At 51.5% G+C, this 23,998-nt stretch carries 19 protein-coding genes and 1 other RNA gene; 7 read left to right on the top strand and 13 right to left on the bottom strand.

The genetic code is table 11. From position 1 onward, the window contains the following. The first annotated feature begins 25 nt into the window (after positions 1 to 25). Positions 26 to 1,279: a sialidase family protein gene (locus J3P34_RS10825; protein ID WP_210488628.1), complete on the top strand. Its 1,254-nt coding sequence runs from the start codon at positions 26 to 28 to the stop codon at positions 1,277 to 1,279. A 253-nt stretch (positions 1,280 to 1,532) separates the two neighbouring features. On the opposite strand, the gene J3P34_RS10820 is transcribed toward J3P34_RS10825, so the two are convergent. Beyond that, entirely contained in the window at positions 1,533 to 4,070 is a 2,538-nt protein-coding gene (locus J3P34_RS10820; protein ID WP_246853679.1) for an ABC transporter permease, read from the bottom strand. A 226-nt stretch (positions 4,071 to 4,296) separates the two neighbouring features. Beyond that, complete coding sequence (locus J3P34_RS10815; RefSeq protein WP_210464692.1) at positions 4,297 to 4,980, bottom strand: ABC transporter ATP-binding protein; 684 nt, start codon at positions 4,978 to 4,980, stop codon at positions 4,297 to 4,299. A gap of 152 nt (positions 4,981 to 5,132) precedes the next feature. Here J3P34_RS10815 and J3P34_RS10810 point away from each other — a divergent pair, with 152 nt between their 5' ends. Continuing rightward, a complete protein-coding gene (locus J3P34_RS10810; RefSeq protein ID WP_210464691.1) occupies positions 5,133 to 5,810 on the top strand; it encodes an arylesterase in 678 nt (225 codons plus the stop codon). Positions 5,811 to 6,138: 328 nt separating this feature from the next. Beyond that, positions 6,139 to 7,170 (top strand): hypothetical protein, encoded by a 1,032-nt coding sequence (locus J3P34_RS10805; RefSeq protein ID WP_210488626.1) that lies wholly within the window; start codon positions 6,139 to 6,141, stop codon positions 7,168 to 7,170. A 95-nt stretch (positions 7,171 to 7,265) separates the two neighbouring features. On the opposite strand, the gene J3P34_RS10800 is transcribed toward J3P34_RS10805, so the two are convergent. The 9 genes from J3P34_RS10800 to J3P34_RS10760 form a co-directional block, all read right to left on the bottom strand. Further along, entirely contained in the window at positions 7,266 to 8,021 is a 756-nt protein-coding gene (locus J3P34_RS10800) for a hypothetical protein (protein ID WP_210488623.1), read from the bottom strand. A 526-nt stretch (positions 8,022 to 8,547) separates the two neighbouring features. After that, on the bottom strand, positions 8,548 to 9,561 hold the full coding sequence (gene aroF / locus J3P34_RS10795; protein ID WP_210488621.1) for a 3-deoxy-7-phosphoheptulonate synthase: 1,014 nt from the start codon (positions 9,559 to 9,561) through the stop codon (positions 8,548 to 8,550). A 112-nt stretch (positions 9,562 to 9,673) separates the two neighbouring features. Continuing rightward, on the bottom strand, positions 9,674 to 10,450 hold the full coding sequence (gene trpA, locus J3P34_RS10790) for a tryptophan synthase subunit alpha (protein WP_210488619.1): 777 nt from the start codon (positions 10,448 to 10,450) through the stop codon (positions 9,674 to 9,676). Beyond that, positions 10,437 to 11,633, bottom strand: coding sequence for a tryptophan synthase subunit beta (gene trpB / locus J3P34_RS10785; RefSeq protein WP_210488617.1), 1,197 nt, complete (start codon positions 11,631 to 11,633; stop codon positions 10,437 to 10,439). Before trpB ends, trpA begins: the two co-directional genes overlap by 14 nt. 69 nt (positions 11,634 to 11,702) lie before the next feature. Beyond that, a complete protein-coding gene (locus tag J3P34_RS10780; RefSeq protein ID WP_210488615.1) occupies positions 11,703 to 12,338 on the bottom strand; it encodes a phosphoribosylanthranilate isomerase in 636 nt (211 codons plus the stop codon). A gap of 144 nt (positions 12,339 to 12,482) precedes the next feature. Continuing rightward, positions 12,483 to 13,304, bottom strand: coding sequence for an indole-3-glycerol phosphate synthase TrpC (gene trpC / locus J3P34_RS10775; RefSeq protein WP_210489424.1), 822 nt, complete (start codon positions 13,302 to 13,304; stop codon positions 12,483 to 12,485). Between the two features lie 14 nt (positions 13,305 to 13,318). After that, on the bottom strand, positions 13,319 to 14,305 hold the full coding sequence (gene trpD, locus J3P34_RS10770; protein WP_210488613.1) for an anthranilate phosphoribosyltransferase: 987 nt from the start codon (positions 14,303 to 14,305) through the stop codon (positions 13,319 to 13,321). Beyond that, entirely contained in the window at positions 14,302 to 14,925 is a 624-nt protein-coding gene (locus J3P34_RS10765) for an anthranilate synthase component II (RefSeq protein ID WP_210488611.1), read from the bottom strand. Before J3P34_RS10765 ends, trpD begins: the two co-directional genes overlap by 4 nt. 95 nt (positions 14,926 to 15,020) lie before the next feature. Further along, positions 15,021 to 16,433, bottom strand: a complete 1,413-nt coding sequence (locus J3P34_RS10760; protein WP_210488609.1) for an anthranilate synthase component I family protein — start codon at positions 16,431 to 16,433, stop codon at positions 15,021 to 15,023. A 409-nt stretch (positions 16,434 to 16,842) separates the two neighbouring features. Between J3P34_RS10760 and J3P34_RS10755 the strand changes: the two genes are divergently transcribed. Beyond that, complete coding sequence (locus J3P34_RS10755; RefSeq protein ID WP_345890350.1) at positions 16,843 to 17,784, top strand: DUF2279 domain-containing protein; 942 nt, start codon at positions 16,843 to 16,845, stop codon at positions 17,782 to 17,784. A gap of 180 nt (positions 17,785 to 17,964) precedes the next feature. Here J3P34_RS10755 and J3P34_RS10750 read toward each other — a convergent pair whose 3' ends face one another. Further along, positions 17,965 to 18,621 (bottom strand): acetoacetate decarboxylase family protein, encoded by a 657-nt coding sequence (locus tag J3P34_RS10750; RefSeq protein WP_210488607.1) that lies wholly within the window; start codon positions 18,619 to 18,621, stop codon positions 17,965 to 17,967. A gap of 225 nt (positions 18,622 to 18,846) precedes the next feature. On the opposite strand from J3P34_RS10750, the gene J3P34_RS10745 reads away from it, so the two are divergent. After that, entirely contained in the window at positions 18,847 to 19,806 is a 960-nt protein-coding gene (locus J3P34_RS10745) for a Smr/MutS family protein (protein WP_210488605.1), read from the top strand. Between the two features lie 338 nt (positions 19,807 to 20,144). Here the strand turns inward: J3P34_RS10745 and J3P34_RS10740 are convergent, their stop codons facing one another. Further along, positions 20,145 to 21,998: a pyruvate kinase gene (locus J3P34_RS10740; protein WP_210488603.1), complete on the bottom strand. Its 1,854-nt coding sequence runs from the start codon at positions 21,996 to 21,998 to the stop codon at positions 20,145 to 20,147. A 275-nt stretch (positions 21,999 to 22,273) separates the two neighbouring features. On the opposite strand from J3P34_RS10740, the gene rnpB reads away from it, so the two are divergent. Continuing rightward, an RNA gene (rnpB, locus tag J3P34_RS10735) (RNase P RNA component class A) lies at positions 22,274 to 22,732 on the top strand. A 188-nt stretch (positions 22,733 to 22,920) separates the two neighbouring features. Continuing rightward, the gene (locus J3P34_RS10730) at positions 22,921 to 23,814 is read left to right on the top strand and encodes a bestrophin family protein (protein ID WP_210488601.1); all 894 of its coding nucleotides are present in this window, start codon (positions 22,921 to 22,923) and stop codon (positions 23,812 to 23,814) included. Positions 23,815 to 23,998 lie beyond the last annotated feature (184 nt).

The following is a 23,998-nucleotide window of genomic DNA, read 5'->3' as shown; positions in this document are numbered from 1 at the left end:
TACATATTTTATTCGCATGGACTTTATGAAATACCCATACCGCTTCACTACCCTTTTATCCATTTTGTGCTTCCTTTGGCTGATAGGTTGTCAGTCCAAAGCCGCGCAGGAGGTACCGCCAGAAAACCGGATTTCCCTGGCAAACCTGAAAGCCTCCTGCCCTTACCTCACCCAGGACCAACAAGGCAATCCGGTGCTGTGTTGGGTACAGGCACAGGACACAATGGGCAATTACCTGCTGATGTACGCCCGTTCAAAGGATGGCGGCAAAACGTTTGGAGAACCCGTAACGGTCTCTACCTCCCAGGGCGTTTACCCGCACGATGAAAACCTGTCCAAGATCCTGTTCAAGAAAAACGGCGACATTCTGGCCATGTTTGCCGTGCAGAACCCTAACCCCGAAAACAGCTACGCCGGTCTGGTGAAATACAGCCAATCGTTTGACGGCGGGAAAACCTGGACCGGGCCCAAACAACTTGCGCAGGATGCCGAAAACAGCATTGACGAGCGGTACTTTGATATCGCGTTGCTGCCCACCGGCGAAATTGCCGCCATTTGGCTCGATTCCCGCAAGAACACGCCCAAGGAAGGTTCCAGCCTCTACTTTTCCAGTACCTCCGGCCGAAACGGGTTCACCTACGAGAAAGTCATTGACCAGCAGCTCTGCCAGTGCTGCCGCACCGATCTGTTTGTGGACGGTACCGGAAAACTCCACGCCGCTTACCGGGCAATCCTGAACGACAGCATCCGGGACATGATGCACCTGGTTTCCGCGGATAACGGACAAACTTTCGCTCCCCGAGAACGCATCAGCGTAGACAATTGGGCCATCAAAGGCTGTCCGCACACCGGTCCTACCCTGGCCTGGAACCAAAGCGGACTGCACGCAGCCTGGTACACCATGGGCGGTGGCAGCGGTGTGTTCTATAGCCATAAAACTTCAGAGAACACCTTTGCGCCCAGAGAGCAGGTAAGTCAGCTCCCCTCGGCCAAACATCCGCAGCTCACCAGTTTCGGAGAGAACCAACTGGCGTTGGTGTGGGATGAGCAGGTGCCTAACTCCAAGCTATTCAACAGCCGGATTGGGTTACAGGTGAGGGATGCCTCGGGGAAAACCGTGCAGCAAACGTATCTTACCTCAGACTCTACCAGCGCTACCCATCCGGTGGTGATGGGACTTGGTTCGTCTAAAATCCTGGTGGCCTATACGCAGAAGCAGGGCAAGAAAAGCGAGGTCTGGTATAAAGTGGTGGAAACTTCTGCTAAGAAAGCGTTGTAAGCCTTGCCTTGAAGGAAACGACTTTGGTTAATTGTTTAGGGCCTGTTTTCAAGCAAACAGGCCCTAATTAGGGAAAGGTGATTTTTGAGTAAAGAATTCCCACGTCTAGAAGGTGTTTTTGCACCATATTCACTTTGGAGGACCGCACCCTTTCAACCTGCCGGTTGACGTCGTTGCAATGCAACGACGCTACATATTTGTCTGTAGCGTCGTTACACCGTAACGACGTTCGCATTGCTTTTATAACAGACTTCTACCCTTCTGCCCGCAATACTTCCAGCGGTGATTGGTTCACCACGGCCCGGCTGTTGAACAAGCCTATGACCACGGTGAGTGAAGAGATGATGATAAAGAGCACCAGAACAGGCAGAAGCTGCGGTGTGAATTTGGTTTCAAAGGAGTACTTGGCCAAGGCCCAGCTACCTGCCAGTGACAAGACAATGCCAGTGCCGGCGGCCAAAGCACCCAGGAAGAAATACTCCAGGGCCGTGATGGCATAAATCTGTTTGCGGTTGGCGCCTAATGTTCTCAGCAATACGCTTTCCTGCATGCGCTGGTACTTGCTGATGAGCACTGAGGAAATGAGCACCACGAGCCCCGTAATGATGCTGAAGGCTGCCATGAACCTGATTACAAACCCAATCTTGTCCAAAAGCTCGTCCATCACGCTCAAGATCAGTTCCAGGTCAATGATGGAGATGTTGGGGAACTGCCGTACCACAGCCTGCTGGAATCTGGCCGAGGTCTGGGCTGCTTCTACCCTGGTCAATAACACATGGAACTGCGGCGCCGCCTCCAACACCCCTTCCGGGAACACTACCCTGAAGTTCGTCTGGATGCGGTTCCAGTCTACTTCCCGCAGGCTACCCACCACCGTGGGGATGAGCGCGCCCTGCACGTTGAACACGATCTCATCGCCTACCTTCACTTTAATCCACTCGGCGTAACGATCATCCAACGAGACATATACCGTATCACTGGGCGAGGCCACTTTCCCTTGCCAGGTGCCTTCAATAATCTTCTCGGAATCTGACAAAGCGCTTCTGAACGTAGACCGGATCTCGCGCTGGAACGCTCGGGGAGAAACGCCCAGAGTACTGTCTTCCTTCACGTCCTCAGCGGTTCTCCCGTTGATTTCCTCTATGCGCATAGTCACAATAGGCACCTGCTGGATCACAGGTAAACCTTGCTGTTTCGTGAGTTGGGCCACTGCCTGCCGCTGCCCTTCCTGGATGTCGAACAAGACCATGTTGGGCTGGTTCTCGCTTGCCGAAAGGGTCACCTGGTTCAGCAGAATGGTCTGCACAAAGTAGAGCGTGGAGATGAAAGCCGTTCCCAGCCCTATGGAGACGATGAGGATGAGCGTCTGGTTATTGGGCCGGAAAAGGTTTGCCAGTCCCTGGCGCCAGACATATCCTAGCGTATCGGGGAAGAAACGCCGCACAGCCCACATCAGGGCCCAGGCTATGCCGGCCAGCACCAGAAAGCCTACCAGAACGCCTAATGTGAAATAAGCCGCTTCTTTCCATTTTTCGGTCTGCAGATAAGTGAACCCGAAGATGAACAGCAGAATGAGCGCGTACACCCCCCATTTCAACGGATCTCTAAACAGGCTGGTGCTTTCCAAGGAAATGCGCAGGGTATTAAGCGGAGAGACGTTCCGGATACTCACCAGCGGCAACAGCGCGAACAGCAGGGAGATAATCAGCCCCAAACCAATACCCTGGAAAATGGCCAGCCAGGAGATGCCCACGGTAATCTCCACGGGCAGCAAATCCTCAAAGACCTGCGGCAGCAACTGCTGCACCACCGTGCCCAAAGCTGCCCCGATGATAGAACCCAGCAACCCGATGCCCAAGATCTGAATAACGTAAATGAGAAAGGCCTGCGTGGCACTCACGCCCAGGCAGCGCAGAATGGCAATGGAACGCAGCTTCTCCCTGATGTACACATGAATGGCACTGGCCACCCCAATACTGCCCAACAGCAAGGCAATGAAGCCCACCAACGCCAGGAAACTGGTCAGATCCTTGAAAGACCGGCCCATGTCCTCGCGCTGTGTCTCAATGGTCTCGGTGTTTAGGGCCTCTTTTTCCAAACGGGGCTCTAAACGCTCCACCAGCTTTTTTACATCGGTTTTCTGATTGAACTTGTAATAGAAGAGGTAATTGATGCGGCTTCCCTTCTTTTCCAGGCCGGTTTGCGGCAGAAATCGGAGCGGGATGTACACCGCTGGCGCCACCGTGGCCGAGATACCCGTCTGCCCGGGCGCTTTGTTCAGAATCCCCGCAATCTGAAAAGTGACCTCCCCTACTTTTATGGAATCACCTACCCGGGCATCGAACTGCAGCATGAGGGTTTTGTCTACCAGCGCCTGCTGACCATCCCTGAAGCCTTGCGCCGCCGCTTTAGGTACAGTTTCCAGGGCACCGTAGTAAGGGAACTGCCCTTCCAGCGCCCGGATCTGCACCAATCGGGTGCCCTGGCTTTTGGGAAACAGGATCATGGAGGCAAAACTCCGCTCCTTTGACCGCCGATTACCCAGAGAATCCAGCAGCGGCAGCATCTTAGGCTCCACCGGCCGGTTACTGGTGATCACCAGATCAGCCCCGATCAGTTCCATAGCCTGCCCGTCAATGTCCTGCCGCAGGTTGTACCCAAAAGAGAAGATGGCCACCAGCGCCGCAATCCCCAGGATAATGGAGGAAATGAAAAGAAACAACCGCGAGCGGTTCCGGCGGCTGTCTCGCCACGCCATCTGCACCAACCACGGGAAGTTGAGTTTATCCATTTTTTAATGTGCTAATGTGTTAATGTGCTGGTTTTAAAGTGCAAATGCGGTAAGGTGCTAATTGGTTGATGCGCGAGTACATTAATGGCTTAATGTGTAAATGCTTTTTTTGATCAATAACAAAAACCTCAAGAACTGGGTGATGCTAATCGTTGCTATAACCCCGACATCCATCCCTAAAAAACATTAGCACATCAGCACATTGACACATTAGCACATTAAACAATTAGCACATTACATCATCTCCGATGATTTTGCCGCCTTTCATCCTGATGATGCGCTGGGTCTTCCCGGCTAATTCAGCATCGTGGGTGACCAGGACCAGGGTAGTGCCCGCCTCACGGTTCAGGTCGAAGATGAGTTTGACTACTTTCTCGCTTGTTTCGGCATCCAGGTTTCCGGTGGGTTCATCAGCGAACAGGATTTTGGGTCGGTTAGAGAAGGCGCGGGCCAGGGACACGCGCTGCTGCTCACCCCCTGATAACTGCGTGGGGTAATGGTGCGACCGATCGGCGAGGCCTACTTTGTCCAGCAGTTCCATTGCCTGTTGTTTGATGTGTCTCTCGCCCCGGAGCTCCAGGGGCACCATCACGTTCTCCAGAGCCGTGAGCGTGGGCAGGAGCTGAAAGTTCTGGAAGATAAATCCCACGTATTGGTTTCTTACCTGGGCCCGGGCATCCTCATTAAGGGTATCCAGCCTGATGCCGTTCAGCTCCACCAACCCGGAACTGGAGCGGTCCAGACCGGCGCAAAGGCCCAGCAGCGTGGTTTTCCCGCTTCCTGAGGGACCGATGATGGCATTGGTGGAGCCTTCCTCTAGGGTGAAGTTGATGTTGTCCAGCACCGTAAGGGTTTGGCCGGTACTTTGGTATGTTTTGGTAAGATCCTGGATGTGCAGAATTGGTGTCAAGGCGCTTGGTTAGATAAGGAAGGTTTGGTGCTGGTGCCGTATTAGCAAACGGTAAATTACAGAACAGGATTTAAATTCCATTGTTTAAACCCCAAACGCCCTAAACAAGGTATAAGTACTTTCTTTGCAGGTGAAAAAGAAACCTAACCCGTATGTATAAGCAATCATTCATTTACCTGTTGCTCTTTGTTTGGCTCATTTCCGGCTGCTCCGGAAACGGCGGTAAAGACGAAGCTTCCCCCGGAAAAGACAAAGAAGCAGCTAACAAGGCCCCCCAACCTATGAAAAACATTCTCTTTTTTGGCAATAGCCTCACCGCCGGATACGGCCTCAATCCTTCAGAGTCGTTCCCGGCGCTTATCCAGAAGAAAATAGATTCGCTGGACCTGGGCTACAAAGCCATTAACGCGGGCTTGAGCGGAGAAACCTCGGCGGGGGGCAAAAACCGGATTGACTGGCTCCTGCGGCAGCCGGTAGATGTGTTTGTGCTTGAACTAGGCGCCAACGACGGACTGCGTGGCATTCCGCCGTCAGAGACGAAGAAAAACCTGCAGGCCATTGTAGACAAAGTGAAAGCCAAGTACCCAGAGGCTAAACTGGTGATGGCAGGCATGGAGGTACCACCCAACATGGGCGGCAAATACGCCAGCGAGTTCCGGGTGATCTTCCGGCAGTTGGCCGAGGAAAATAACATGGCCCTCATTCCTTTCCTGCTGGAAGGCGTAGCCGGCATCCGGTCCCTTAACCAACCCGATGGCGTCCACCCCACCTCGGCCGGGCAGAAAATCCTGGCGAATAACGTTTGGGAGGTTCTGCAAGGAGTGCTGTAAGTAAAACCTTTTAAGTGCAGTTGTGCCTCTAATAAGCATAAGAAATGCTTATTAGAGGCATTTTCTTTATTAAATTATTGACTTATAGCTTCTTATAACTTATCTTAGTTCTAAGTTACTCCCCCACCATAAGTTTTTCAAATAGACCTTTCGACTTCTCCTCCTTCCTTGCTTTCATAAGTACAGGAGTCAAAACTATTGTTTGATATATCTTCCAATAGACTTTAACCCACCTATATTTTCCATCTTTATTACTCAAAATTCTCTTCTATTTAAAACTAGGGGCATCTGTCTTAATGGTATTCAATAATCTTCAAAAATTTAATTTATGAAAACAATAAAAAAATTTTTATGTAACAAAAGAACCACTTTGATTTTACTGATTTTATTATCAATCAAACCGCTGGTATTTTCGCAAAAAATATCAGAAGACAAATTTTGGACAAACTTTACAAAATCTCCTAACATCACATTGACACCAACCTATCAAACTTATTCTATTGAATATGATTTTGGGAATATGGCTGTTAAGGTTGGAGATCCACCCAAAGTACAAGGATTAGAATTCAAGAAAAACGATGCTGATTTATTACTTAAAATTTATGTAAAAGGAATATATGTAGAAAATAAGAAATTGAATGAGACAAAAGCAAGGAACGGCATGAGGTATTATTATAGCCTCTCCTACAAAGCTGAATATGGTTATGATCTTGTGGAAAATAAAACTGGAAAAACAATTTATAGCTTTGAGAGAGCTGGAGGGCCATATGACACAAGAGATTTTGAAAGTAGATCTGATTTAGAAACCTACATGCAAAATGCACTAATAGGAGATTTAACAAAAGCCCTCTTAAGCTACACTCAAAAAAAGGTAGACTATGATTTATCAGAGCACAACTATGAAGTTAGGTTAGCAGCTTCTAAAATAGAAGGGGAATCTGATGCCTATAAAGATATAAATAAAGCGACTGAGGAATTCAAAAATGCTATATCAGGAAAAAAAATTAGTAAAGGCACTCCTGCTCCATACATACAAGTTTGGGAAAAGCATTTATCTAAAGCGGATTGGGGAAATAAGAAAAGTCAAATAAATAAAAAGGTTGCAAATGCCTTAATTAATAATTTATGTGCAGCATACCTTTTAATGGAAGATTACACAAATATGAAAGAGAAATCTTCCCTATTTGAAAAAAATAACTCTGGTATTCTAGCTAGCCTTACTGCCTCACCATCTTTTGAAATAGATGGAAGTTATACTGGGCCTAGCAGTGGTTACCATACTATCATCAAAAATAGTAGACCCGTAAATGTTTACACACCAACATTTATAGAATTCTCTTCAGACCTAATTGAAAAATGATCGGTTAAAAACACAATGTTTGTTTAACGGAGACTGCCTGCTAACTAACGATTATGTTACTTAGCAGGCAGTCTCCGTTAAACATAAAAAATTAATTACCCCACCAGCAATTGCCACTGGGCCGGGATCTCTACCACTGGTACGCCTTCTTTCTCCAGTTGGTCCGCCAGACGGGTTAAATCTGAGAGACTTTCCAGTACGAAGTAGGCTTCGGGGGCCTCACCGGGTTTATAAGGCTGAGCCAGGATTTCCTCCAACACAATGGGGTGCCAGGCATTCTCGCGCTTCAGGGCCAAGTCAGCCTCGGGGGCGTTGGAGATGAGGTTAGCCCCGAAAAGGGTGATGTTTCCCTGGGCATCGCGCAGGAGCCCGTTGCCCAGTACGTGCTGCACCAGCCGCCACAGCAGATCTGTGGCAGCCGGGTCTTTATGCTGGAGCGACAGTTTCCCTACCCGTTCCATGAAATCGGCTACCTCTGGCTGGAGCAACCACGGTAACTGGCTGAACACATCCTGGAACAGGTCTTTGTCGCCCTGCAAACGCAGATCGCTGTCTGGGTGCAGGCGCAGGGACGTAACCGCCGGAAACTTCCGTTTAGCCCATTTAGCCAATACCTGCCGAGGGCGCAGCGGCTCTTCCACCGCCACCAATTCCCAGTTGGTGAGGCTTCTTAAGTGATAGTTCACCTTCTGGAATTCGGGAATAAAATAAGCCTTCAGTTCCAGGGCGTTGATTCCTTGCCAGAAAGGCAGGGAAACCACGGCAGAAAGTGCTTCTGCCCGCTTCGTGTACAAGATGTTCCAGGTTTGTTGTTGCCTGATGCTGTACTGATGATACTGTTGCTGATACATGGCTTTGTTCTGAATAAATAAAAAAAGCCTGGTTCCGTTACCGGAGCCAGGCTTTATATTGGGTTTTTAACTTTCTAAATTGGTTAGTTAACTAATGCCCATACTGTCCTGGCTCCGGTTCGCATCGCGAACGGTTTGCAGTTGACAATAATGAGTGACTGGGCAAATGTTTTCATAACTGAAACTAATATAAAAGGCCTGTCTTAGAAAAGCAAGAACTTTATATATTTTAACTTTTAAATCAAATCTGCTAGGGGCAGTAATCCTTTCCTTCTTCACGACCATTTATACGGGCCATTACTCTAAAAGATTCGCTCCAGGGCGTTTAAAGCCGTTTTTCAGGGATTTCACTTTAAACCCGGCGGCCTTTTTGCCGGGCTTAAAAACACCAACGTTTTGCCTCTTAATGTTTTAAGGCCGTCTTTTAGAAAACGGCCTTAAAACACTTTTTTTATTTATTTCTCCTGATTCTTATTCCGCATCATGAAATCACCTCTGCAGGAACTAAACTGTGAAACCGCTTGCCTTACACCAGCTCTTTTCGCAGCTCAAAGGTCTTCCGCATTTTCCTTATCAGGCGCTCAGACTCAGTGAAGCTAAGGGTCTGGGCTCCGTCTGAGGCGGCTTCCTCGGGCTTTTCGTGGGTTTCATAGATGATGCCATCAGCACCGGCCATGATCGCGGCCAGGGCCATCGGCTCCACGTACTCCCGGATGCCGATGCCGTGCGACGGGTCCACAATGATCGGTAGGTGCGTTTTTTCTTTCAGGATGGGAATGGCGTTCAGGTCCAAGGTATTGCGGCTGGCGGTTTCGTAGGTCCGGATACCGCGCTCACAGAGCATCAGCTTTTCGTTTCCGCCCGAGAAGATGTATTCCGCGGAGTAGAGCAGCTCGTCAATGGTGCCGGAGATGCCGCGCTTGAGCAATACGGGTTTGTCTACTTTGCCCAGTTCATCCAGCAGGTTGAAGTTCTGGGTGTTGCGGGCGCCCACCTGGAAAACATCGGTGTACGGCTCCATGGGCGCGATCTGCGACACCTGCATTACCTCGGTCACAATCTTTATACCGTGCGCGCGGCACATGTCATAGAACAGTTTTAAGCCTTCCAGACCCAGACCGCGGAAAGAATACGGCGAGGATCGGGGCTTGAACACGCCGCCCCGCATGAAGCGCACATTATTGGCCACCAAGTGCTGGATGGTTTTCTCAATCTGATCCTCGTTCTCAATAGAGCAAGGCCCAGCCATGATGGTCAGGTCTCCCTCCTGCACTTTCAGGCCGTCGCCGAAATCAATGACCGTGGGGTTTACCTTCCATTTTCTGGAAACCAGCCGATAATCATCAGACACAATATGGATGTCTTTAATGCCCGGCAGGTTCCCGATGGCGCGCACGTCAAACTCGGCTTTGCCAGTGCCCACCAGGTAATGCCCTGCCTGGGTCACCACCTCGGTGGTCTTGTATTTCAACTCTTTGGCCTTGTTCACAATGGCCGCCTTGTCCTCAGGACGAATATCTTGTTGTAGCTGAATAAGCATGATTTTTCAGATTTGGAGATGTGAGGATTTGAAGATTTGGAGATGTGAGAATTTGGAGATAAAGAGATGCTATTCTCCATTTTCAAATCTTCACATCTCCAAATCTTCAAATCTATCTAAGCGCTTTCAGGAACGATCTTACGTTTTGGCGCACTTCCTCAGGCTGTTGCAGGGCTTTGATGAAGGCGCTGCCGATGATGGCGCCGTGCGCCGATAAACAGGCCATTTCAAACGAAGGCTTGTCGCTGATCCCGAACCCGATGAGCAGCGGGTTCTTCAGGCCGAGGTTCTTCACTTTGGAGAAATACGCCTGCTGGGAATCTGAGGCCTGGACCTGGCTACCCGTGGTGCTGGCGCTGGAAACCATATAGATGAAGGAGTTCGTGAGCTTGTCAATCTGCCGGATGCGGGCCTCGGACGTCTGCGGTGTGATTAGGAAGATCAGGCTGAGGCCGTGTTTCTCCAGAACGGGCTTGTACTCCTCCTCGTACTCAGCGAAAGGCAAGTCTGGCAGGATCAGGCCGTCCACGCCTACTCTCGCGGCGTCTTCGCAGAAGCGTTCGAAGCCGTATTGCATCACCGGGTTCAGGTAGCCCATGAGAATAATGGGTAACGTGACATTCTCTCTTACTCCCTCTAGTTGCTGCAGCAGAGTTTTGATGGACATGCCGTTCTCAAGGGCCACCATGTTACTGGCCTGAATGGTAGGGCCATCGGCGAGCGGGTCAGAGAAAGGCATTCCTATTTCCACCAGGTCTGCCCCGGCGGCTTCCAGTTCCTCCAGAATGGTGACCGTGTCTTCCAGTTTAGGGTAACCGGCAGTGAAGTAAATATTGAGTAGATTTCCGCTTTTCTCCTGGAACAGGCGCGTGAGTCTATTTAGGGCCATCTTGTTGTTCAAAATAAGTAAGAATGGTGTTAAGGTCTTTGTCGCCGCGGCCGGAGAGGTTCAGCACCACCACGTCATCGGGACCGGCGTTGATTTCTTTGAGGGCTGCCAACGCGTGCGAGCTTTCAATGGCTGGAATAATACCTTCCAGGCGGCTTAACTCACGAAGGGCTTCCATGGCATCGGCATCAGTGATGGCGATGAATCGGGCGCGGCCGGTCTGGGCCAGATGCGCGTGCTGCGGACCTACGCCTGGGTAATCAAGCCCCGCAGAGATGGAGTAAGGCTCGGTGATCTGGCCATCCTCGGTCTGCATGAGCAGGGTTTTACTGCCGTGGATGATGCCGGTTTTGCCCAGCACCGAAGTAGCCGCCGAGTGTCCGGAATCCACCCCCAAGCCAGCCGCTTCTACGGCAACCAGTTTCACTTCAGGCTCATCCAGAAAGTGGTAGAAAGCGCCGGCCGCATTGGAGCCGCCGCCCACGCAGGCCACCACGTAATCGGGTAGTTCCCGTCCCTCCTTCTCCAGGAGCTGTTTTCTGATCTCTTCTGAAATAACGGACTGGAAACGGGCCACCATATCCGGGTACGGGTGCGGACCTACCACCGAACCAATGATGTAGTGCGTGTCCTCGGGGTGGTTGATCCAGTCGCGGATGGCCTCATTGGTGGCATCTTTCAGGGTCTGGGAACCGGAAGTCACCGGCACTACGGTAGCACCCAGCAGGCGCATTTTCTCCACGTTGGGCTGCTGCCTCTCGGTATCTATCTTGCCCATGTACACGATGCACTCCAGGCCGGCCAACGCGCAAACGGTTGCTGTGGCAACGCCGTGCTGCCCCGCCCCGGTTTCCGCAATGATGCGTTTCTTGCCTAGGCGTTTGGCCAGCAAAATCTGCCCCACGGTGTTGTTGATCTTGTGGGCACCGGTATGGTTCAGGTCCTCACGCTTGAGGTAGATCTTGGTGTTGTACCGCTCAGAAAGCCGCTTGGCGTGGTACAGCGGCGTGGGCCGACCTACATAGTCGCGGAGGAGCTCCTGCAACTCCTGCTGAAACTTCGGCTCCGCGATGATGGACAGGTACTTCTCGCGCAGTTCCTCTACGTTGGGGTACAGCATTTCCGGGATGAAAGCCCCACCAAATTGGCCATAATAGCCGCGTTCATTTACTCCGTATTCCATTCCTCTTTTGTATTAATCAGGAAGCTTAGCACATGACTTTCGCTCCCGTAACATCTTATAAAATAATGACTATGCTTTCACTCCTGCAATAAACTCTTTTAACCGGTTAATGTCCTTCAAGCCCGGCTGGATCTCGAATTTGCTGTTCAGATCCAGGCCGTGCAGTTTCGGCAAATCCAGCGCTTTGATCTCTTCAATGTGCTCCAGGTCAATGCCGCCACTCAGGAAGAAAGGCACGTCCAGGTGGTAGTTTTGCAGCAGGTCCCAGTTGAACCGCACACCGTTGCCGCCGGGGCTGGCACCGCTGGCATCAAAGAGAAAATAGTCGCAGGTGCCGGCGTAGGGCTCCAGTTGCCCGAAATCAAAATCAGCACCCACCCGAAAGGCTTTCATCACGAAAAGGCCGGCGTCCCGGAGTTCATGGCAGACCTGCGGCGATTCGTGGCCGTGCAACTGCACCATGTCCAGCCCCAGCTCCGTCATTTTTTGCAAAATGCCCCCAGGTTCCTCATCCACAAACACGCCCACCTTTTTGGTCTCCTTTGGAAAAACCGAGGCGAATACGGCCCACTGGGTATTAATGTAGCGCGGCGACTTTTCATAGAAGATAAACCCCACGTAATCTGGCCGGAGCACCATGAGTTCCTGGATGTTCTCACTGTACTTCATGCCGCAGACTTTTATCTTCAGGTTGTGATCTGGCATGCTGACTTTTGTTGTTTTGTTTGTCTTTGATACTGTGCCTCTGTGATTACCTTTCCCTTCTATACCGAACCGTTTCAGGCTTCTTTTCCTAAAAACGGGCCTAAAACGGAGCATCAGGACAAGCTGGACACTTTTATAAGCTGCTTACCCGTTAAACGTTAGCTGGCTTACCACGTGCAGTTTCTTTAACTCTTCCACAAAGGCAGCGCAGGCTTTCTCGGGGCGGCTCTGGCGCATGAAGGTCTCTCCCATCAGGAAACCCTCGTAGCCGTACTGCCGCAATTCCATCACGCTACTGGCCTCGCTCAGGCCGCTTTCAGACACCTTCACAAACTCGTTGGGGATGTGCTGGGCCAGGTCAAAGGACGTCTGCAGGCTCACGGAGAAATCATGCAGGTTGCGGTTGTTCACGCCCACCAGATCCACATGCGGAGTGATGGTGCGCTCCAGTTCCTCGCGATTATGCACTTCCAGCAGCACCTCCAAACCCAATGAATGGGCGAACTCCGCCAGTTGGTTTACCTCCTCTTTGGTCAACACCGCCGCGATGAGCAGAATAGCATCGGCCCCGATGGATTTGGCCTCCAGGATCTGGTACTCCTCTACCACGAAATCTTTGCGCAGGATGGGGCAAAAATTAAATTTGCGGGCCGTGGTGAGGTCTTCGTTCTTGCCCCCAAAGAAGTTGCTATCAGTGAGGATGGACAAGGCCGAGGCGCCCGCCTGCATGTACCCGATGGAGGTGCGTTCTACCGGCGCGTAGGCGTTGATGGTTCCTTTGGAAGGCGATTTGCGCTTGAACTCGGCAATGATCCCGCTCAGGTCCGGGCGTTGTACGTACTTGCGGAGCGATACCGGCTGCGAGGGGAAATAAATGCTGCGTTCCAGCAGCGCCGTAGGTACCAGGCTTTTGCGATCTGCCACTTCCTGCCGCTTATGGGCGATGATTTTGTCAAGGATGGTCAAGGACATATAAGGTGTTAAGCTAAAAGCGTCTGTAATGTTTTAAGGGCCTGCCCATTGTTGAGCGACTGACGGGCCTTTTGGATGGATTCGGGCAGCGTCAAGCGCTCATCGGCGCAGAAAATGCCCAGTCCGGCGTTGGCTACCACGGCGTCTTGCTGGGCCTGGGTGCCGCGGCCTTCCAGCACGTTCATGAAAATCGCCGCCGATTCTTCAATGGAATTGCCGCCGGCCAGGTCGCTTTCCTGGTAAGTAGGAAGCCCAAGGTCTGAAGGCTGCAGGATCTGCTCGCCCTGCGGCGTCACCATCTTGAAAGGCCCCGTGAGCGATACCTCATCATAACCATCCAGGGCGTGCAGCAGCACAAAGCGTTTGCCAGTTTGTTGGTAAAGGTACGTGTAGAGGCGCAACAATTCCAGGCTGAACACTCCCACCATCTGGAAATGCGGCTTGGCCGGGTTGATCATAGGCCCCAGCATGTTGAAGAAGGTCTTTACGCCCAGTTCTTTTCTGATGGGGGCAACTTCCTTCATGGCCGGGTGAAAGAGCGGCGCGTGCAGAAAGCAGATGTTAGCGGCCTCCAGTTTGGTGCGCAAGGCCGTGCTGTCATTGGTGAAGTTGTAGCCCAGGTGCGCCATCACATTGGAGGAGCCGCAGATAGACGACACGCCGGTGTTGCCGTGTTTGGCTACTTTGTACCCAGCACCGGCCACCACAAAAGAAGCCAGCGTGGAGATGTTGAAGGTGTCTTTTCCGTCTCCGCCGGTGCCGCAGAGGTCAATGACCTGATCGGTACCCAGTTCGGGGAGCAGGCAGAGTTCCAGCATAGCCTCCCGGAAACCCTCCAGCTCGTGCACCGTGATGTTGCGCATGAGGTACACGGTCATGAACGCGGCCATCTGGCTGCTGTTGTACTGGCCCCGCCCGATGTTGAGCAGAACCTGTTTCGCGGTTTCCTTGGAGAGCGCTTTGTGGTCAATCAGTTGCTGCAGTACCTGTTTCATAGGGCAAGGGAAGCAGCAAAGGAAGTCCATTGATTTACGTGCTTGGTAGGGTTCTGCAACCAGTTCTGCAGCATCTCCCGGCCAAAATCCGTCAGGATGGACTCTGGGTGGAACTGCACGCCGCACACATCGTACTTGCTGTGGCGCAGGGCCAGCACCTCGCCGGTCTCGTCAACGGCTGTGATTTTCAACTCTGTGGGTACAGACTCAGGCACCACGGTCCAGGAATGGTAGCGGGCCACGTTGAAGGTGGATGGTAACTCCTTAAACATGGGCTCTTGGTTGTTCACCACACGTAAGGTGGAAGAAACGCCATGGAACACTTCCTTCAGATTAGACAACTCCGCCCCGAAAGCCTCCGCGATGGCTTGGTGGCCCAGGCAAACGCCCATGATGCGCTTGGTGGGCGCGTATTTCTTCAGAAGCGCCGGCATGATGCCCGCCTCGTGGGGAACACCCGGCCCCGGTGAGAGCAGAATCACATCGTATTTCTCCACCTCTTCCAGACTGATCTGGTCATTGCGGTGTACTTCCAATTGGTTTCCGTAGCCCAGCTCGCGCAGCAGTTGCACCAGATTGTAGGTGAAGGAATCGTAGTTATCTAAGACAAGGATTTTCATGGTACTAAAGGGTATTTGTCGTCTGTCTGATATGGATCTTCTCTTCGTTCTAAGCCTGTTTTTGGAAAAACGGCCTTAAAACGGATTTCTATCTTTTAAATGCTGGCGGCTTTCTCCAGGGCTTTGCGCAGGGCGGCCAGTTTGTGGTGCACCTCGTTCAATTCGCTGCGGGTGTCAGATTTGGCCACTACCCCGGCCCCTGCCTGGAAATGCAACTTGTTCTGCACGCTCAGGAAAGACCGGATCATGATGGCATGGTTGAAATCGCCCCCAAAACCCAGGTACCCGATGCATCCGCCGTAATAACCCCGGCCGGTGGGCTCAAGTTCATCAATCAGGGTCAAAGCGCGGTGTTTGGGGGCTCCGGATAAGGTCCCGGCCGGGAAAGTATCTGCCACCATCTGCACCGAGCCGTGCGCCTGCGGCAGGCTGGCCGTCACTTTGGACACCAGGTGGATCACGTGGGAGTAGTACTGCACCTCTTTGAAAACCTCCACTTTCACGTTGTCGCCGTGGCGGCTGAGGTCGTTACGGGCCAGGTCTACCAGCATCACGTGCTCTGAGTTCTCCTTGGGGTCGTCGTAGAGTTTCTGGGCCAGCTCCGCATCGGCGGCATCGTTGCCGGTGCGTTTGAACGTGCCTGCGATGGGGTAAATGGTGGCCACGTCGTTCTTGATGGTGAGCTGCGCCTCGGGTGAGGACCCGAAGATCTTGAAGTTGCCGTAATCAAAATAGAAAAGGTACGGTGATGGGTTGATGGAGCGCAGGGCGCGGTACACGTTGAACTCATCGCCCTGGAAAGATTGAGAGAACCTTCTGGAGAGCACAATCTGGAACACGTTGCCCAGGTGGCAGTGGCGCTTGCCCTCCTCAATCACGCGCAGGAATTCCTCATCAGTTTGGTTTGTGCTTTCCTCTCCGGAGAGGGAAAAGTGAAACATAGGGAAGTTCTTGTTCCGGATGTGGGTCTCCAACTCATCCAGCCCATCGTTTTGGGGCTCATTTCCAAAAAAGTGCTCAAAAATGTACAGTTCGTTTTTGAAATGGTCAATGGCGATGACGAAGCGGAAGGCCTGGTACAGGATCTCGGGCAACTCAGGGTGGGCAGTCTCTTTCTGGCGCAGGTCCAGGGTCTCATAGTACTGCACCGCCTCAAACGACATATACCCAAACAACCCGTTCTGGATAAACCCGAAAGGCCCGGCCTCGGTCTTGAAGGACTCGCAGTAGTTCTGCAGAAGTCCTACCGCATCGCGCTTATTAGCCAGCACCTCCTCCTCTACCGTGCCGTCTGGGTAAGAGCGGCGCAGCACGTTGTCCTTGAGTCTGAACTCCGCGATGGGCTCGCAGCAGATGTAGGTGAAGCTATTCTCGTGGCCGTGGTAGTCAGAGCTTTCCAGCAAAAGGCAGTTGCGGTACTTGTCGCGTAGTTGCAGGTAAATGCCCACCGGGGTCACGGTGTCGGCGAGGAGTTGGCGGTATTGCGTTTGTAGGGTGTACGTTTTCATAAAAAGTATAAAAAAAGGCTTGCCGTTTAAGTTGAACAGCAAGCCTTTTATAGTATGGGCTAGTTTAGTTTAGGCAATAACCTGCTGTTCACGAATCTCTCGATTGTGCCACCACCAAATCATTTCGCTAAAAATCACTTTTTTCATTTCTGCTCTTTCTTGTATTTCTGAACGGTTATAAAACACCAAAGGCCCGGGTGAATCCGAGCCTTTCATTTATTGCATCTCTGCACAGCAAGCGGTTCACCCATCAGTCTTGACGTGTGTGCCACCAGGCTTTGTGAGAGAATTGCGTCTTGTTCATGATGCAAATGTAGGAGCCAGGAAATCATTTGCAAGAAAACAGGTAAAAAAAGATGCAATTTTCCCTGGGGCGGCAAAATGAGCGCGGTTTGCGTACTTTTAACCCGTGTTAACCAGATCAACCTTCTTCCCTTCCTTCTTTTTTTTGCTTCTGGCCTGGCTGAGTTTTTCTCCCTCAAAGGCCTGGGCGCAGTCTACCTACATCTATGAAACCGGGGAACCGCAGGACACAGCCAACCAGTTCAGCCGCCGCCTGCCCTGGCTCGCGGCCGGAGGTGCCACGGCCTACATTGGGGGGCTAGCGCTCTTGAATAAGGCCTGGTATCAGGAGAATGACCGAACCTCCTTCCATTGGTTCAATGATGCCCACGAATGGAAACAGCTGGACAAAGCCGGCCATCTCTGGGGAGCCTTCCATGAAAGTCGACTGGGTGTTGATCTGTTGCGAAAAGCAGGTGTGCCTGAGAAAAAAGCCATCTGGTACGGCGGTGCCCTGGGTTTTGTGCTGCAAACCCCTATTGAATACTTTGACGGCCGCTCACCCGAGTACGGCGCCTCCATCTCTGATATTGCCGCCAACGCTGCCGGGTCCCTACTGGTCATCGGGCAGCAACTGGCTTGGGGCGAGAACCGGATTATACCCAAATACTCTTTTCACCGCACCCGCTATGCCGCCCTGCGCCCCAACGTGCTGGGCAAAGGCCTATCTGAGGAATTCCTGAAAGACTACAACGGCCATACGTACTGGCTTACCGTGGACATCGCCAAGTTCCTGCCTCAGGAAAGCCGCTTTCCTAAATGGCTGAGCCCCGCTATTGGTTATGGCGCTGAGGAAATGGTCTTTAATGATGCAGATGCCAACCGCGCCATCGGCCTGGCAGCGTACCGGCAGTATTACCTGAGCGTGGATCTTAACTGGCAGGCCATTCCCACCCGCAGCAGGTTTCTGAGAAGTGCCTTTTATGTACTGTCCATATTCAAATTCCCGGCTCCGGCGCTGGAGTACAACAGAAGACAAGGCTTCAAAGCGCATGCCCTTTATTTTTAGGGTTAATTATTAAAAAGGCCGTTTAAACATTCGTTCTCTATAACCACCTACCGCAAGTTTGAACATAGTGGTAACTTGTAGTATATATAAAGGCAAGTTTTCAACTTGAGCCAGTTGCAAACTGGTTTTAGGACAACCACAAGTTACGCTTCGCTAAACTTGCGGTAGGACAAAGGTTGGTCATGTAATTACCTCCGCCACCGGAAAAGACATCAGGAAATCACTTAATCTTACTGTGGCCAAAGGCTTAAGCAGGTGTACAGGCGGGAAAAAACGGGCATCGCTGTTGATCTTGACCGTGGAGGCAAAACGGGCGTTCCCGTGGGTTTCTGGTTTGGTAAGTAATAGTAGGTTCTGCTTTTGCTGCACAATCCGGTTCCAGGGGAAAAGCTTGGTGGTGAATGGAAACCTGGGCCCCCAGGGCTTCACCTGCGCGGTAAAGAACGGCTGGTTTCCGGTGCTTACCTCCACGGTTCTGGTGCCTTCCTTGAAGTTGAGGAAACTAAAATCTGCCACTTCCTTGGGAATGCCCCAGTTCGCGAGGCCGCTAAAGGCACTGGCCTCGGTGGAGACGTATATCTTGGAAACCGAGAAAGTCAACTTGCCTCCCAGCTTGAAGATGGCCGGCAGATACAGCAGCTCCTGGTAAGGCCCTACCCCTGAGGTCTCGTAGTCCATCAGCATCACGGCACCCAGGCGGCTGTGGTAGGCCTCACTTTGGTAATCGGCCAAGAAACCATGTTGCAGGTTGAAGTCTTTTGGGATGGAGTACAGCCAGACCACGCCGTTGCCGGTCAATTCCCAGGGAGCAGGAACAAGGATTGAAGGTGGCTGCATAGGTTGGTTTGCTGGTCCACCCTTTTCAACGGTTTCCCATTACCACAGTTGCCGAGGCTATGTAAGGAAGCCCTGTTGGCCAAAATTCAATCTGGGAAAAAATGAAGGCTAAAAACTGCCTCTGCCCATGGTAGAACTCTTCCGGCCGTGCCCGCTTCCTTTTGCGTATCTTTGCAAAAGGCCTTTGCTTTAGGCCTGTTTTTCAAAAATCAGATCATAAACGACATGAATATAGGAGACCGCGTGCGCCTCATGCACGGCAAGGAACAAGGGGTGATTACCCGTTTCCTGGACAACAACCTGGTAGAGGTAGCCATCGATAACGATTTCACCATTCCTGTGATGCGCCGTGAGGTGGTGGTGATTGCCCCCGAAGAGGACCAGATGTTCCGGAACGCCCCGTCGCCGGAGCCGGCGAAGAAAAAAGAAGCACCCGTGTTGCCTTCCACGGCGGTGGCCGGCATTTACGTGGCTTTGGTCCACCAGACGCCCGAGCTGCTGGCGGTGCACATCGTGAACAACTCTGAGTTTGACCTGCTCTTCACCTACGGCGAGGAAACCGAGAAGGGCTACCGCGCCCAAAACAACGACAAGCTTACGCCCAAGAAAACAAAACCCGTAGCACACCTGCACCTCAACGATTTTGAGCGCTGGCCCGATCTGGTGGTGCAGTACCTGCAGCATAAAACCGGCGGCAATACCTTGCTGGAGCCAGTAACCCGTAAACTCAAATTCAAAGCCTCGTCTTTCTACAAAAGCAAGAAAACCGCCCCGGTACTACAGAAGGAGGGCTATGTGTTTCAATTAGATTCCAAGCCGGCACTCATCAACCCAGACCAGATTCAGGAGCAGCTGATAGAATCGGCGGCGGGGCCCGAGAACAACAAGGTAGCCGTTCCTAACCACGAAGTGGATCTGCACATTGAGAAACTGCTGCCCAACCAGGATCCCAAACAGATGAGTAACTCAGAGATCCTGCGCCACCAGGTTACCGTCTTCCAGGACAACCTGGACCGGGCTATTGCGGCTAACATGCACGAGATCATCTTCATCCATGGCACCGGCAACGGCGTGCTCAAAAAAGAAATCCAGAAGGTCCTGAGCCGCAACCCACACATCAAGTTCTACGAAGACGCCCGCAAGGAGAAATTCGGGTACGGTGCCACACGGGTGCAGTTGAAGTAAGGTTCTATCCTACCAGGCTCGTCTATTTGACTAATTTTGGTATTGCACGCATATCGTCCCCCTTTGAAGGGGGTTGGGGGATGATAAGGCGGTTTGATGACCCGTTTATCTTTAGCGACCCGTTTGCCCGCCTCTCTTGTGAAGGGCAACCACAAGGGAATGCCCCTAAATGGAAATGCGAGAAACCAGCACGAGTTATCATCCCCCTACCCCCTTCAAAGGTGGACGGAATGCGTGCACAGCAAAATCTATATAATCAACCCTTTGGTGTTTAAAGCCTTTTTTTGGAAAAAGGGGCTTTAAACACCTATTCCTTTTTAATCAGCTTCCCAGTCGTATCAAGGTTTAGCCGGGTGGTCCAGTTCTGAGACGTGCAGGTTGCGGAGGAGGGAGAATTTCTTGTATTGGTGTTCCTGCATCCGCTTGAGGATGTCGTCCAGCACGGCTACAGATTTTAAGATAAACGGACCTTTGTTGAGCATGATGCAGTCGGCACGCTGGGCCATGGCGGCATCGGTGATCTCGGCGCGGGACGGACGGCCTTTCTTGGTGAGTTTCTCCAGGACCTGCGTGGCCCAAACTACGGGCAGGTGGGCCGCTTCGGTAATCCAGAGGATCTCCTCCTGTACCTCGGCCAGGCGTTTCCAGCCCAGTTCAACTGCCAGATCTCCCCTGGCAATCATGATGCCGGCCGGATGTTTCTGCATCAAGGTAAGCAGCAGCAGGGGCAGCTTTTTAAAGGCCGCCTTGGTCTCTATCTTAAGCATGATCCCGATGTGACCGGCGTTAAGGTTTTGGAGTTCCTGCTGCAGTTCCTCCACCATGCCGGGGTTGCTCACAAAGGAAAGGTTCACCACATCGGCGTGCTTGACCACAAAGGCCAGGTCCTCGCGGTCTTTCTCGGTGAGTTTGTGTAGTTGCAGGTCACTTTCAGGAAGGTTGATGCCTTTGTCGGGTCGCAATTTGCTACCTTCCTCATCGGCGGCAGTGATCTCCACCAACAGCTCATCGGGGGTTACTTTTTTGATGATGCCCTCTATTTCTCCGTCATCAAACATGATGGGCTCACCTTTCTTAACCCGGCTGAACACCTCGGGCAAGGTGCAGGAGATGTGCGCCGCCGCAATTTGATTTCCTTCCTTGTCATAGCGGGCGGGCTCGCCGGGAATGTTCTCACGGTGCAAAATCAACTCCTGCCCTGTTTTCAGGGTGAGCGGGAAAATGACCGGCGGCAGGGCCTCCAGCTTTTCCTTGAGCTCCTTCCCTTTTTCCAGCGCCAGCCTTAGGTCCGTGCCTTGGCTTAGGTACGCCGACTGACGCAGATGCACCAATGCCCCACCGCCTTTCATTTCTGCGACGGTAAAGGTTCGTTTCCGGCGGCGGGTGTCTTTGAAGGTGATCTTACCTCCAACTTTCAGGTGCGCGAGCCATTCTACCGATACCCGCAGGGTTTTGTCTATCCTTCCCGGTGCCGGTACTCCCGGGGGCGCCAGCCACACCGTTGCCGGCGCGGAAATCTGCCCCAGTTCATCAATTTTGGGGTGTATGCCCACTACCTTAGGTCCGGGTTTAAGAGAGCCGGTACGCAGTTTGGGTCCCATTAGGTCGAAGAGAATAATGCAACGGCGGCCCACCTCCTGCTCGGCTTTCCTTATTTGCTCCACCATTTTCTCCCAGACTGTGGTATCATCATGGGCACAATTGATGCGGGCGCAATTCATGCCGGCCTTGAGCAGGTCCCGCACCAACGGGTAATCATCTGCCATATCGGCGGCGAAGGTGATCATGATACGGCTTTCCCGGTTGGGTGAGGGCTCCCCCAGCAAATCGGTGATGTGCGAGGGCAGTTCTGAAGGAATGGAGGCGAAAGGCACCACATCAGGCGATGTATTGGTAAGGTGGGACAAAAATAAGCGTAATTGGTTCCTGACGGCAATAAGGGTGGCTTGCACGTGGCTTTCGGCGCGGCCCAGGGAAGAAAGGCCCAGGCGGGACAACTGCCCCTGCAGCTCCCGGATGTCATGTTTGCGTAAGGCCAGGTAGTGCAGGAGGTTCCTGCTACTTTCTTTGTACGACGGGTGCACCTTGTTCACCACCGGTCCGAATTCCTCTTCCAGCGCAGTAGCCTCCTGCAGCAGTTCCTCCACCTTTTTCAGCAAGCCTTTGATTGATTTTTCAGAAATAGTGTTCATGGCAGCAACCCTTTATCCTCCTCTCTTTACGTTTAGCACCGGTGGGCAAGCAATGCCAGGGCTAAATTTTTTGCCTAAATCTTCTAAGCGGATAGTTTTGATCCTTTTTCCTAAAACCAGTCTTAAAACAGGAACTCTGTCCTATACCGCTAAGCAAGTATTGCAGGATGGAATATCAGTAATGGCCCTTTAGACACGATTTCACGAAAACAGCCGGTAAACAGAGGCTGGGTTTACGGGCAAATCCGGTCCAAAAGACCTACCTTTGTAAAAAATCGGTGAGCCGGCTTATCGCTGCGCCTTCGGGCGGAGAGGAAAGTCCGGGCAACGCAGAGCATCCTGCTTCCTAACGGGAAGGCACTTGGCGGGAGACGGCCAGGTGACAGCCAGTGCCACAGAAAAGTACCGCCACCGATTAATCAGGAATGGGGGAGTTAAGAATTAGGAGTCATTCTTAATATTAAATTCTTAATTCTTAATTAAAAGGTGGTAAGGGTGAAAAGGTGCGGTAAGAGCGCACCAGCGGCTAGGTGACTAGTCCGGCTGGGTAAACCTCAGGAGTTGAAAGACCAAATAGGCTGACAGCGCCTTGTCTTAGGGCAAGGCTAAGGGCTGCTCGTCCGATGTCAGCGGGTAGGTTGATGGAGCCCCTTCGTGAGGACGGGCCTAGATAAATGATAAGCCATTTGCCCCAGGGCAGAGGACAAAACCCGGCTTACAGGCTCACTGATTTTTTTTATTTTTCTCTTTCCTCCTTTCTTCAAGTTTCAGGCATACTTCTGCACGCGAAATTTCGTACCCCAGGTAAGGCAACAACAAGACAGAACCTACGCGTATAAACGGGCAGTCTTCTTTTCCAGGGCTGGTAGCAGTGTTGCAACGGCCCTCCAGATTGCTGTTTAACTCAATTTTGCTTCTGTGTATGCTTTTAGAAAAGAGAATCCCCTTATCATACATCTACAATAAGATCAAAACTGACTTATTGATCATCATCTTGATTGGGGTTTGCGCGCACTTTCTCTCCTCTGCTTTTGTAGATAATATTCCTGAGATGCCCAGCAATATTCCGGCATTCCTGGGAACCGCTATTACAGTCTTATTATCCTTTAAAATAAGCCAGTCCTATGACCGGTGGTGGGAAGCCAGAAAAGTGTGGGGCGCCATTGTGAATGATTCAAGAAGCTTTGTGATTCAGTTGCAAACCTATATTCCAAACGCTTTTTCCCCCATTATTACCACCCTGGCTTACCGCCAGATTGCCTGGTGTTATTCTTTGGGACAGTCGCTAAGAGGCCTTGACCCGCTGGAAGGCACACAGCATCTTTTAACGGAAAATGACCTTAACCAAATAACTCCGCACAAAAATAAACCCCTGGCACTTGTTCAGTTGAACGCGCTAGACATTAAACAACTGCAGGCTACCAATGAAATAGATACTTTCAGACAAGTACAGCTTGATTCCACCTTGGTAAGGCTGGTAGATTCCATGGGGAAAGCCGAAAGAATCAACAGCACGGTATTCCCTAAAACTTACCGGTTATTTCTGCATTTAGCCATCTACCTTTTCGTGATTACGCTTTCTATTTCATTAAGGGAAATTGCGCTTATTTACGAGTTGCCCCTGCTGGTAATCCTTTCTTCTATTTTCCTATTACTGGAGAAAACTGCTTACCATTTACAGGACCCGTTCCGCAATAGGCCCAGTGATACTTCCGTAACGGCCATAGCCAGAACCATCGAAATCAATATACGGCAATTACTGGGCGAAAAGGACATTCCGGCCCCAATACAACCGCACGGATTTTACCTTTTGTAGCCCTTATTATTTTGACAAATGGCTACATTTCTTACTCAAACAAAGGAGAAATAAAAAGAAGAGCCAGCAGACCGGAACCATGAGTAAATTTTGACCAGATTTTCTTCTTTGGGGCATAAATCATAAAAACAGCCATAAAACCCTCTGTCTGTCATAATTTTGCCTTCTGAACGTTGACCATAGA

Source organism: Rufibacter aurantiacus, assembly GCF_017916345.1.
GTDB classification, from domain to species: Bacteria; Bacteroidota; Bacteroidia; order Cytophagales; family Hymenobacteraceae; genus Nibribacter; species Nibribacter roseolus.
This window is presented reverse-complemented; position numbering and strand designations above follow the sequence as displayed.